The following is an 11,642-nucleotide window of genomic DNA, read 5'->3' as shown; positions in this document are numbered from 1 at the left end:
CTGGGCACGGGGACGACATCGGGCGCGTCTGCGCCGGAGCCGCGGTACCACCCCGCTTGACCGCTCGCGGCTATCGTTCACCGCAGGCAATCCACTCGACAACGAGGTGATGACGGACCTCAGCCGCTCGGTTCTAATGAGCTGCCCACGCAGCCGTTCTTCCGAAATGCTCCCCGGTGATGGCCGGATCTACGCAGCAAACCTAAGCGATGTCATCGTACTCGTCCGCGGGCAACCTGCGACGGCCGGACAACGCACCGACCAACAACACGATCGCGCCGATGACACAGATTCCGATGCATCCCCACGCCCACAGGACGGAACCCGTGGTGATGGCGGCAACCAGCAGACCGAAGCCCACTCCGGCGAGGACGAGCGTCAAGATCAGCACGTCACAGTCGCCTCATCCGTGTGGCGACGAGTCAGTTGTTGCCCTTGGCGTAGGACTGGCCGTACGCGTTGGACGAACCGTTGTCCTTGCCGAAGTTGTCCTGACCGTTGTCGACCGGCAGAGCGGACGAACGCTGGTCCAGTTCCTGCAGCTGCGACTCGAGGTAGGACTTGAGGCGAACCCGGTACTCACGCTCGAACGTCTTGAGACGCTCGATGCGCTCTTCGAGAACCGAACGCTGCTGGTTGATGGTGGCCATGATCTCGGTGTGCTTGCGCTCCGCGTCGTTCTCGAGTGCGTCGGCCTTCTCCTTGGCCTGGCGCAACTGCGTCTCGGATCGCGTCTGGGCGTCGGCGAGAAGTGCCTCCGCCTTCTGGCGGGCCTCGGAGACCATCGCGTCCGCGCGGCTGCGGGCATCGCCCACCATCCGCTCGGAGTTGGTGCGCGCGCTACCGAGCAGCTGCTCGGATTCGCTCTTCGCATCGTTGGTGAGGCGGTCGGCCATCTCCTGCGCCAGCCCGAGGATCTTGGCTGCCTGCAGGTTCGAATCTCCCGATCCGCCGCCGGACGGTGCAGCGGCGACCGGCGCCGGCGCTACGACGGGCGCTGGTTTGGGAGCTTCCACAACCGGACGGACCGGTTCCGGCGCGGGAGCCGGCGGTTGCTGGACGGGAGAAGACCCACCCGAGCGCGCCGAACTCTTGGCGTCGGCCAGCTCCTGATCGAGCTCGCCGACACGCTGACGCAGATCAGCGTTGTCCTCGATCAGCCGCGACAGCTCTTGTTCGACCAGGTCGAGGAAAGCATCGACCTCGTCTTCGTTGTAACCGCGCTTACCGATGGGCGGCTTGCTGAACGCGACGTTGTGCACATCAGCGGGAGTCAGCGGCATGGAAGGGTCCCTTCACGCGTCTTGTGAGCAGTCGAGCAAGCATTCAGTTATATCGCACAGACTGGGAAAGTTCCCCAACGAGCCATAACTGTAGTCCATTCTGTCACACCAGACTCGCAGGTCGCTGCCGGATCGGTGCGGGAGGACAATTCCCTGGGAGAACGCGTCAGCCGACGCCCTGGACGACGCGCATCAGAATGAAGACGACGAACAGCAGAACCATGATCGACAAATCCAGCCGAACGCCGCCCAGATTCAGCGGCGGAATGATCCGGCGAAGCAGCTTCACCGGCGGATCCGTCACTGTGAAAATCGCCTCGAGCAGGACGACCATCACGCCGGACGGATGCCAATCCCTCGCGAACGAGCGAATGAATTCGACGATGATCCGGCCGATCAGCAGAAGCCAGAAAACGAAGAGAGCGAAATAAATGACCGCGAACAAGGACACACCTTCACTCTGCGAGTACGGACGACAAGGTCTGTGTCCATAGTGCCCTACTGCTGGTTGTAGAAGCCCGTCTCGGCAATGCGACGACGCTCTTCGGCAGAGACGTCGACGTCTGCGGGTGAGAGGAGAAACACCTTCGTGGCAACCTTGTCGAACGAACCCCGCAGCGCGAAGGCCAGACCCGCGGCGAAATCGACGAGGCGCTTCGCATCGGCGTTACTCATCTCCACCAGATCCATGATGACGGGGGTTCCGTCTCGGAAACGCTCGCCGATCGTGCGTGCCTCGCTGTAGTCGCGGGGGCGGAGGGTGGTGATGGTCGCGACTGCGCCGCCGTCGTCCGGCACCACGGCGCGGCGCGGTTCCGGATTGCGGAGCTCGGATCGCGTGTCCATGGCGAGTGCACCGCGAGTGGACGGGCGGGTCGCACCGCCACCGGGTCGACCACCACCGCGCGCTGTCAGCGGTGCGACACGAGTGCTGTGCCGGGGAGCCGCTCCGGCGTACGCCGGCTCCGGGTAGTGCTCACGGTCGTTGTAGGCGTCACGGTCGTCGTCACGATCGTCGAGCTCGTAGCCGCCCCGACCTCGCGAAGGCCGCGGAGCGTCCGTCTCGTCGAGGTAGTCGTCTTCGTAGTCGTCGAGCGGGACCATGCCGAAGTAAGCCTTGAACTTGTGCATCGTGCTCATCGGTCGAACCTCCGGGGCGTGGGGCGTACGGCGAAAACGGTACGGATGTGACTGGTGTTGTTCGTCGCTGTCATGGCGAGGTTATCGGCCGGGGGCCCAGGATCGCGGTACCGACACGCACACACGTGGAACCGTGTCGCACAGCTTCTTCCAGATCCCCGGTCATACCCGCGGACCGCTGCAATGCCTCGGGATGGACACGCAGCAGGTTCTCGTGAATCGCGGCCAGGTCGGCAAACGCCGCATCGGCATCGGACTCGATCGGCGGCACCGCCATCACCCCGGCGAATCGCAGTGCGGTCGATTCGGCGACACGATCTGCCAACTCCGCCAACTCTTCTCGCGGCGCACCGCCGCGATGAACGTCGCCGTCCAGACTCACCTGCAGTAGCACGTCGAGGGGCGCAGCTCGGTCGCCGTCGTCGAGTGCACCGCGAACAGCCTTGTCCAGGGCGGTGATCAAGCGGGCACTGTCCACCGAATGGATCGAATACGCCCAAGCGGCAACGTTCTTGGCCTTGTTGCGCTGCAGGTGGCCGATCATGTGCCAGCGGATACCGTCCGATCCGAGCTCGACCACCTTGCTCGTCGCGTCCTGCTCGCGGGACTCTCCGAACTCGCTGCATCCGAGTTCCCGCAGGATCTCGATATCGGACGCAGGGAAGAACTTGGTGACGGGGAGAAGCGTGACCTCGCCGGGATCACGATCTGCGGCAACGCATGCCGCGGTGAGGCGGTCACGTACGGCGGTCAACGCATTCTCGATGTCGGCCCGCCTGTTGCCGCCGTTCGCATCACCCTCACTCATCGGGAGGTATCCATCCAGATCACGCTCGCCAGTCTGCCTGTCGGCGCGGCGCGGCGGTGGCTGTACAGAGTGCGGTCGGCCATCGTGTCACGGGGATCCTGCGCGACACCCGAGATACCGGCAGCCAGAAGCTGTTGGCGCACACCGGCTCTGATGTCGAGGCCGGGTGTCCCCTTCTTGGTCTTGGTGGCGCTTCCGGGAAGGTGCTTCTCGACGTCGGCACGCATCGACGCAGGCACCTCGTAGTAATCACCGCTCGCTGCGGGCCCGAGGAACGCGCCGATGTCGCCAACGGACGCACCGACGCTCACCATGGCCTCGAGTACCCGCGGAACGATGCCGATCCTGGCTCCGACGCGCCCTGCGTGCACCGCAGCGATCACGCCCGCGCGTTCGTCGGACAGAAGAAGCGGGACGCAGTCCGCCGTGAGCACGACCAGCGCAAGATCACGTTGCGTGGTGACGACCGCGTCGGTGGCGTCGAGGGGCTCCTCGACCGGCCCGGTGACCACCTGCACCGTCCGAGAGTGGATCTGGTCCATCCACACCAGCCGGTCAGGGGTCAGACCGATCTCACGCGCCAGCCGAGCCCGATTGGACGCGACCGCTGCAGGGTCGTCCCCGACGTGGTCGCCCAGGTTGAAGGTGTCGTAGGGAGGCTCCGAGACCCCACCTGCACGAGACGTGACAACTCTCCGCACCCGGAAGGGGGAAGCGGGCGAGTCGGTCACCGTCGCATGAAGGAGGGCACGTCGACGTCGTCTTCGCCCTCGTCGTCCGCAATCGGAACGCGGCGTCCGTTGCCCGGATTGCCGAGCGGCGGAAGGCTGCTGGGAGCCGACGGCGAGGTGTCGCGGAAGACCGCAGGTCCGGAATCGTCCGAGGAGAGCTCCCCCGCGCGTCCGTTGCCCACCTGTGCCCGAGCGTGCGTTCCGGCGGACTCCACGGGTCGACGGGCGGGCGCGCCGCTGTCGAATCCGGCAGCGATGACGGTCACGCGCACCTCGTCTCCGAGCGAATCGTCGATGACGGTGCCGAAGATGATGTTCGCATCGATGTGCGCAGCTTCCTGCACGAGCGATGCCGCTTCGTTGATCTCGAACAGTCCGAGATCGGATCCACCGGCGATCGACAGGAGGACTCCGCGTGCGCCTTCCATCGAAGCCTCGAGGAGTGGGGAGTTGATGGCCGACTCGGCGGCCTTGATGGCGCGACCCTCACCACGTGAGGATCCGATTCCCATCAACGCGCTTCCGGCGCCGGACATGACGCCCTTGACGTCGGCGAAGTCGACGTTGATCAGACCGGGTGTGGTGATCAGGTCGGTGATGCCCTGAACGCCGTTGAGGAGAACTTCGTCCGCGCTCCGGAACGCGTCCATCAGGCTGACGGCGGCGTCGCCCAGCTGCAGGAGACGGTCGTTCGGAATGACGATGAGGGTGTCGCACGACTCGCGAAGCCCCTGAATGCCCACGTCGGCCTGGCCGCCGCGACGCTTGCCCTCGAAGGAGAACGGGCGCGTGACGACGCCGACGGTGAGCGCCCCGAGCTTGCGCGCGATACTCGCGACGACGGGCGCTCCACCGGTACCGGTGCCGCCACCCTCGCCTGCGGTGACGAAGACCATGTCGGCGCCCTTGAGCACCTCTTCGATCTCGTCCTTGTGGTCTTCGGCAGCCTTGCGGCCGACCTCGGGGTCGGCGCCGGCGCCCAGCCCACGGGTGAGCTCGCGGCCGACGTCGAGCTTGACGTCCGCGTCGGACATGAGCAGCGCCTGCGCGTCGGTGTTGACCGCGATGAACTCGACTCCCTTGAGTCCTTGTTCGATCATGCGGTTGACCGCGTTGACGCCGCCGCCGCCGATGCCGACGACCTTGATTACGGCGAGGTAGTTGTGCGGGGGCGTCATGGGCTCTCGCCTTCCGTGGTTATTTCTGCTTCGAACTGTGCGGTCTGTGAGATGTGCCAAACCCTCAACCTGAACCATAGGTTCATAGTTATGTCAAGTGCTCGACTGTCAAAACCGTAGAGACACTCGCGCGGACGGTCGATTAGGCGCGCCGACACACGAGGAGAAAGTTGATCGACTCAGCGCGTGGTGGGTAGATCGGGGCTCGACACGTCGTACGTCTGGCCCGGCTGCGTCAGCAGCGGAAGTGCAACGGCTGCTTTGTGTTCGGAATCGTCGCTGCTCCCCCACACCACCACGCGACCGTCCAGCAATGTCAGCGACACGGCCGAGATGCTCGGCGCGTCGATGCGGGCGACCTGAATCCGCAGCGACTCGGACAGCGACGTGAGAACGGCGAGCGCGGCGCGTGTTTCGAGATTGCCGAACGAGGGCGACGCGACCACCAGTTGCACGACACCCGGCGGCGGCGGTTCCACGGCGAAGTCCACCCCCGCCGCGTCCATGAGGTGCGTCCCGTCCGGCGCGTCGAAGAACACCACGGGAACCCGTTCCTCGACCGTGACTCGCACGGTAGACGGGTACACCCGCTGGACACGTACCGACGCGACCTTGGGAATGGCCGCCACCCGCGTTGCTGCACCGTCCGTGTCCACGCGTGGGAGCGGTTGTCCCACGGGAACATCGAGCGTGGAGACTATCTGCTGCGTGTCGACCGCCAGGTTGCCCTCGACGTCGATCGCCTTCACCGCCAGGACGGGACCGAAGTATCCGACGCCCCCGAGGACACCCAGCAGCGCGACCACGATCACACCGATGATCCAGGTGCGGCGCCGTACCCGGCGAGGCGGCCGGGCCGGTGTGCGCCGGGCCCGCGAGCGGTCGGGCGGGACGCGTCGCGGCGTCGCAGCCGGGCGCGTTCTGGTCGATCCTCGCGAACTCACGACCGGTCTCGGTTCGCGGTGGTCGCCCGCAGCGCGTCGAGAATCTGCGACCCCAGCATGGTGACGTCTCCCGCGCCCATCGTGACGACGATGTCGCCGGCCTGGCACAGAGCGGCAACCTGGCGGGGCACCAGGGACAGATCCGGTTGGTAGTGAACAGGTTTGGTGACGGCCCGCGCCACGAGCGCGCCGGTCACACCGGGTACCGGTTCCTCACGAGCGCCGTACACGTCGAGAACCACGACTTCGTCGGCGAGGTCGAGCGCGCCGGCGAACTCGGTTCCGAACATCTCGGTCCGCGAATACAGGTGGGGTTGAAAGACGACCACCACACGGCCGGCCGGATCACCGGGAGACCCGGCGGTGGCTACGAGTTCGGCTGCCGCGCCGAGGACGGCGCGCACCTCGGTGGGATGGTGGGCGTAGTCGTCGAAGACGCGGACTCCGCGCTCGCGGCCGCGCAACTGGAAGCGGCGGTGCACGCCACCGAAGCCGGCGAGCCCTTCGAGGACCTCGTCGACGGCGGCGCCGGACTCGGTCGCCGCTACGAGAGCGGCCAACGCGTTCAGTGCCATGTGTTTCCCAGGGACAGCGAGGCGCACGGTGCGCGCACGCTCCTCCCCCGCCAGGTGGAACTCGACGACGCCGCCGACGTCCTTGGGCTCCCAGCCGAGGAATTGCACGGCGAACTCGACGCCCGAGTCGGCGGCGGGGGGCTCGCTGCCGTACCCCAGTACGCGGACGGCGGGCAACGCGGAGGCCGCTCGGAGTGCGAATTCGCGTGAACCCGGATCGTCCAGGCACACGAGCAGCACACCTCCGTCGCTCAAGCGCGCGGCGAAGCGGTCGAACACGTCGACATAGGCCTCGACGCTGCCGAAGTAGTCGAGGTGATCGGCCTCGATGTTGGTCACGACGACGAGATCCGGGTCGTACTGCAGCAACGATCCGTCGCTCTCGTCCGCCTCCGCCACGAAGACGTCGCCGCTTCCGTGGTGCGAATTGGTTCCAGCCTCGTTCAGCTCACCGCCGACTGCGAACGACGGATCGAATCCGCAGTGTTGCAACGCCACCACGAGCATGGACGTGGTCGACGTCTTGCCGTGCGTACCGGACACGAGCAGAGTGCGGTATCCCGTCATCAACGAGGCGAGAACGGCCGGCCGCAGCAGAACCGGAATTCCTCGCCGGTTGGCTTCCACCAGTTCGGGATTGGTCTTCGGGATGGCGGCGTGCGTCGTGACCACCGCAGTCGGACCCGCAGGCAACATGTCGAGAGCGCTCGCGTCGTGCCCGATTCGAATCTGGGCACCGCGGGCTCGGAGCGCGACGACACCGCGGCTCTCCTTGGCGTCGGACCCGGAGACCTGGCCGCCACGTGCGAGCAATATCCGGGCGATGCCCGACATGCCGGCACCACCGATTCCCACCATGTGTACCCGCTGAAGTTCGGGAGGCAGAGGAGCATCGTTCATGGGCGCGGTCCCCGCGCGACATCCAGGACGATCCGCGCGACCTGCGTGGCCGCGCCCTTGTGACCGGCACCCGCCGCCGCCGCACTCATGGCGGCGATCCGAGGCGCATCGGTCAAAAGGTCGACGACTTCGGTCGCGACGAACGACGTCGTCAAGTTCGCGTCGGTGACGAGAACACCGCCGCCGGCGGCAACGACCGATCGCGCGTTCAACTCCTGCTCTCCGTTGCCATGGGGCAAGGGTACGTAGAACGCGGGCAATCCCACCGCAGACACTTCGGCGACGGTCATGGCGCCGGATCGGCAGACGGTGGCGTCGGCGGCGGCGTACGCGAGATCCATCCTGGTCAGATACGGCACAGCCACGTACGGCGCGCGCGGATCGGTGTGTTCGACGGTCACCGTGTTCTTCGGCCCGTGTGCGTGCAGAACCGATACTCCGGCCGCGGCCAGAGCAGACGCGGCGCCCGACACCGCGTCGTTCAGCGAGCGCGCTCCCTGTGATCCGCCGGTCACCAACAGCACGGGCCCCTGAGCGGGCAGGCCGAAATGAGCACGGGCTTCGGCGCGCAACGCGGGGCGATCGAGATCGGTGATGGTCGGACGTACGGGAATTCCCACGATCTCGGCGTCGGGCCGGCCCCGTCCGGTGACACCCGACCCGGCTCGAGCCGCGAGAACTCGGGCCGCGATGCGGGCACCGACCTTGTTGGCGATGCCCGCGCTCGCGTTGGCTTCGTGCACCACGACCGGCACTTTGCGTGACCGTCGCAGCGGGCCACGTCCGGCTGCGAGGTAGGCCGACACCGACACGTATCCGCCGAATCCGACGATCACATCGGCGTCGGTTCGATCGATGACGCGGCGGGTCGCGCGTACGGACGACATCACGCGCGCCGGCAGCTTGAACAGTGACCCGGTGAGCTTGCGCGGCAACGGAACCGGCGGAACCAGCGCAAGTTCGTAGCCGCGCGCAGGGACCAGAGTCGTTTCGAGCCCCCGCTCGGTACCGAGAGCGGTGATGCGGACGGTCGGATCGAGTTCGCGCAGCGCATCGGCGACCGCGAGGGCCGGTTCGATGTGTCCCGCCGTGCCTCCGCCGGCGACGATCACCGAGAGTGTTCTCGGAGTGGAACTCACCTGCGCGGTCTCCGTTCGTGTGTCTCGGTGCGGCGCGGTTCGGTACGTCGCTGTTCGGTACTTCGCGGTTCGCCGCGTCGGCCGGGTTCGGCGCGGCGAGGCGCGGACCCGACGGCCTTCTGTGCCCTCTGCGCCTTCTGTGCCGTGCGTGCCGTCATCGGTTTCACGGGTGGTACCGGCTTACGGGTGGAACGTGCTCGTGCCACCGCCGCTCGCGTGGCCGAATAGGGTTCGGGCATGGGAAGTTTGAGCAGGCGCCCGAACTTTCCGTCTCGCCCCGCGGCCAGCGCGGCGATGGCTTCGGGCTCGTGTCGAGCCGCATTGGCGATGATGCCGAACATCATCAACGTGATCGCCGTCGACGAGCCGCCGTAGGACACGAGCGGTAACTGCAGGCCGGTGACCGGGAGCAAGCCGATCACGTAGCCGATGTTGATCACGGCCTGACCGAACACCCACGTCGTCGACGCGGCAGTGAGCAAGCGCAGGAACGGATCTGCCGATCGCATGGCGATGCGGATGCCGGTGTAGACGAACAGTCCCAGCAGACCCAGGATGACCAAGCATCCGATCAAACCGAGTTCCTCGCCGATGATGGCGAAGATGAAGTCGTTGTGCGCGTTGGGAAGATAGTTCCACTTGGCGCGAGACTGACCGAGACCGCGTCCGAACAGGCCGCCGTCGGCGAGGGAGTATTTGGCCTGCTGCGACTGGTAGCCGAGTCCCTGGGGGTCGTCGCCGGGGTTGAGGAACGCCTTGACGCGGTCCGATCGGTAGCCGGCAGTGAAGGCCAGCGTGGTCGCCACGGCCATACCGCCGCCGAAGATACCCGCGAAGAGTCGGGCATCCACACCGGAGAACCACAGCAGCGCAACGAGAATGATGCCCAGAGCGATAGCGGTGGACAGGTTGGGCTGCAGTACGACCAGGCCACACATGAGCAGTGCGGCCGGAACCAGCGGAATCAGAATTGCTTTCAGAGGCGCGCCCTCGCTGCGGCGCGAGGCGAGAAGGTGCGCTCCCCACATGGCCAGGGTCACCTTGGCGAATTCGGACGGCTGAAAGGACACCGATCCGAGCACGAACCACCGACGCGCTCCCTGTGCCTCGGAACCGATTCCGGGGATGAGCACCAGGACGAGCATGACGATGGAGAGAAGGAACAGCGGGAACGACAGCTTGCGCAGCAGCCGCACGGGCACGCGCAGTACGAGGCAGAACGCGATCAGGCCCAGACCGACACCGATGAGCTGCTGTGTGAAGAGACTGTAGGCGGACCCGTCACTGGAGATGGCCTCGACGGACGATGCCGAGAGGACCATCACGAGACCGAGTGTGGTGAGAAGAGCCGCCACCGTGACGACGAGATGGAACGACGCCAGTGGGCGGTTGGTCCAGGCGTCCATGCGCAGGCGCACGGCACCGACCGATCTGCGTTGTGGTGGACCGGACGGTGCCTCTTGGTGGCCGCTGTACTGGGGAGGGGCGCCGACCCGGCTCATCGCGTGTGTCCGGCCAGGTCGCCCGCGGTCAACGCGAGCGCTGCGGCTGCGAAGCTGTCGCCTCGATGGCCGTAGTCACGGAACTGATCGAACGACGCGGTGGAGGGCGCCAGGAGCACGGCGGACCCCGGGAGCGCGCGGGACGCTGCCTCCCGAACGACCCTTCTCATCACTTCGTCACCGTCAGTCACATCAGTATCATCGACCACATCAGCATCGTCCCCTGACAGGACCCGAACCACGGGAACATCGGGTGCGTGTCGCGCCAGAGCCCCGGCAATCTGGTCCGCGTCCCGGCCGAACACGACTGCGGCGATCAAGCGCGATGCGACGTCGCGAACCAGGTCGTCGACTACCGCTCCCTTGAGCAAGCCCCCCGCCAGCCACACGACGCGGTCGTGAGCGAGGATCGACGACCGGGCGGCGTGCGGGTTGGTGGCCTTCGAATCGTCGACGAACACCACTCCCCCGAGTTCGCGAACAACCGCGGCGCGGTGCGGGCCCACGCGAAAGCCGCGAAGTCCGTCGGCGACGGCACCCGCGGAGACGCCCACAGCCCTCGCCACACTTGCCGCTGCCAGAGCGTCCTGCAGACCTGCCGGCCCGGACGGTTCGATGTCCGCGACATCGGCCAACAACTCGCCGTCGGCGAAGACTCGGTCGACGAGGTGACCTGCTTCCACCCCGATCCGGCCCGGCCCCGAGGTCTCTGCGGTGAACCCGAACGTTTTCTCGGCACTCGCCCGCGGGAGCAACGTGCCTGCGATGGGATCGTCGAGACCGACGACACCGATACGACCGGAAACGGCACGAAGCTTGGCCTCGACGTATGCATCCATGCTGCCGTGCCAATCGAGGTGATCTTCTGCGATGTTCACGACGACTCCGGCGTCGGGCCGCACCGACGGCGCCCAGAACAGCTGGAACGAAGACAACTCGATGGCCAGGACGTCGGCCTGCTCGACATTTCTCAGGGCGTCGGCCACGGGAACCCCGATGTTTCCGCACGCGACCGCGCGTCGGCCGTCCGCCCGCAGGATCAACTCCAGCATCGACGTGGTGGTGGTCTTCCCGTTGGTTCCGGTGACGACCGCCCAGGTGCGCGGCGGGCCGTAGACACCGGCCCGGTCCACTCTCCATGCCAGTTCCACGTCGCCCCAGATCGGCACACCGGCAGCGGCTGCGGCGTCCAGCGGCGATGCATCGGGTCGAAAACCGGGGCTGGTGACCACAAGAGCGAATTCGGACACCGCGGCGGCGTCGAGCTCCGAGATCACGACCGTCTCGGCGCCCAGGGCAGCGCACCGCTCCAACTCACCGGAATCGGAGTCGGCGACGGTCACCCGGGCACCGAGGTCGAGTAGGACCGGCACCACGGCGCGTCCGGTCACCCGGCCACCGGTCACCAGAACCCGCTTACCGGCGAGTGATTCGAGCACCAT

At 66.6% G+C, this 11,642-nt stretch carries 12 protein-coding genes; all 12 read right to left on the bottom strand.

What is annotated here, in order from left to right; all coding sequences use genetic code 11:
• Positions 1-202 precede the first annotated feature (202 nt).
• The 12 genes from IEW02_RS09785 to murD all read right to left on the bottom strand — a co-directional run bounded on the left by IEW02_RS09785 (position 203) and on the right by murD (position 11,642).
• On the bottom strand, positions 203-391 hold the full coding sequence (locus IEW02_RS09785; protein WP_188544607.1) for a hypothetical protein: 189 nt from the start codon (positions 389-391) through the stop codon (positions 203-205).
• 31 nt (positions 392-422) lie between these two features.
• The gene (wag31, locus tag IEW02_RS09780) at positions 423-1,283 is read right to left on the bottom strand and encodes a DivIVA-like cell division protein Wag31 (RefSeq protein WP_188544606.1); all 861 of its coding nucleotides are present in this window, start codon (positions 1,281-1,283) and stop codon (positions 423-425) included.
• Between the two features lie 166 nt (positions 1,284-1,449).
• A complete protein-coding gene (locus tag IEW02_RS09775; protein ID WP_188544605.1) occupies positions 1,450-1,734 on the bottom strand; it encodes a YggT family protein in 285 nt (94 codons plus the stop codon).
• Positions 1,735-1,781: 47 nt separating this feature from the next.
• Positions 1,782-2,423, bottom strand: a complete 642-nt coding sequence (locus IEW02_RS09770; RefSeq protein ID WP_188544604.1) for a cell division protein SepF — start codon at positions 2,421-2,423, stop codon at positions 1,782-1,784.
• A 70-nt stretch (positions 2,424-2,493) separates the two neighbouring features.
• The gene (locus IEW02_RS09765; RefSeq protein WP_188544603.1) at positions 2,494-3,231 is read right to left on the bottom strand and encodes a YggS family pyridoxal phosphate-dependent enzyme; all 738 of its coding nucleotides are present in this window, start codon (positions 3,229-3,231) and stop codon (positions 2,494-2,496) included.
• Entirely contained in the window at positions 3,228-3,962 is a 735-nt protein-coding gene (gene pgeF / locus IEW02_RS09760) for a peptidoglycan editing factor PgeF (RefSeq protein ID WP_188544602.1), read from the bottom strand. Before pgeF ends, IEW02_RS09765 begins: the two co-directional genes overlap by 4 nt.
• On the bottom strand, positions 3,959-5,140 hold the full coding sequence (gene ftsZ, locus IEW02_RS09755) for a cell division protein FtsZ (protein ID WP_188544601.1): 1,182 nt from the start codon (positions 5,138-5,140) through the stop codon (positions 3,959-3,961). The genes pgeF and ftsZ overlap by 4 nt, the downstream gene beginning before the upstream one ends.
• Positions 5,141-5,319: 179 nt before the next feature.
• Positions 5,320-6,084 carry a cell division protein FtsQ/DivIB gene (locus IEW02_RS09750; protein ID WP_371829928.1) on the bottom strand — a complete coding sequence of 255 codons (765 nt, stop codon included), beginning with the start codon at positions 6,082-6,084 and terminating at the stop codon, positions 5,320-5,322.
• Complete coding sequence (murC, locus tag IEW02_RS09745; protein ID WP_188544600.1) at positions 6,081-7,559, bottom strand: UDP-N-acetylmuramate--L-alanine ligase; 1,479 nt, start codon at positions 7,557-7,559, stop codon at positions 6,081-6,083. Before murC ends, IEW02_RS09750 begins: the two co-directional genes overlap by 4 nt.
• Positions 7,556-8,698, bottom strand: a complete 1,143-nt coding sequence (gene murG, locus IEW02_RS09740) for an undecaprenyldiphospho-muramoylpentapeptide beta-N-acetylglucosaminyltransferase (RefSeq protein WP_188544599.1) — start codon at positions 8,696-8,698, stop codon at positions 7,556-7,558. The genes murC and murG overlap by 4 nt, the downstream gene beginning before the upstream one ends.
• Positions 8,695-10,200 (bottom strand): putative lipid II flippase FtsW, encoded by a 1,506-nt coding sequence (ftsW, locus tag IEW02_RS09735; protein WP_188544598.1) that lies wholly within the window; start codon positions 10,198-10,200, stop codon positions 8,695-8,697. The genes murG and ftsW overlap by 4 nt, the downstream gene beginning before the upstream one ends.
• Positions 10,197-11,642 carry a UDP-N-acetylmuramoyl-L-alanine--D-glutamate ligase gene (gene murD, locus IEW02_RS09730; protein ID WP_188544597.1) on the bottom strand — a complete coding sequence of 482 codons (1,446 nt, stop codon included), beginning with the start codon at positions 11,640-11,642 and terminating at the stop codon, positions 10,197-10,199. The genes ftsW and murD overlap by 4 nt, the downstream gene beginning before the upstream one ends.

The sequence above is a fragment of the Rhodococcoides trifolii genome (assembly GCF_014635345.1).
In the GTDB taxonomy this organism is placed as follows: Bacteria; Actinomycetota; Actinomycetes; order Mycobacteriales; family Mycobacteriaceae; genus Rhodococcoides; species Rhodococcoides trifolii.
Note: the sequence above shows the minus strand (reverse complement) of the source record. Positions and strands in the feature narration are given on the sequence as shown.

Coding starts and splice junctions, on each gene's coding strand:
- murC (WP_188544600.1), bottom strand. CDS start 7,559: ATGAACGATGCTCCTCTGCCTCCCGAACTTCAGCGGGTACACATGGTG.
- ftsZ (WP_188544601.1), bottom strand. CDS start 5,140: ATGACGCCCCCGCACAACTACCTCGCCGTAATCAAGGTCGTCGGCATC.
- IEW02_RS09770 (WP_188544604.1), bottom strand. CDS start 2,423: ATGAGCACGATGCACAAGTTCAAGGCTTACTTCGGCATGGTCCCGCTC.
- IEW02_RS09765 (WP_188544603.1), bottom strand. CDS start 3,231: ATGAGTGAGGGTGATGCGAACGGCGGCAACAGGCGGGCCGACATCGAG.
- wag31 (WP_188544606.1), bottom strand. CDS start 1,283: ATGCCGCTGACTCCCGCTGATGTGCACAACGTCGCGTTCAGCAAGCCG.
- ftsW (WP_188544598.1), bottom strand. CDS start 10,200: ATGAGCCGGGTCGGCGCCCCTCCCCAGTACAGCGGCCACCAAGAGGCA.
- murD (WP_188544597.1), bottom strand. CDS start 11,642: ATGGTGCTCGAATCACTCGCCGGTAAGCGGGTTCTGGTGACCGGTGGC.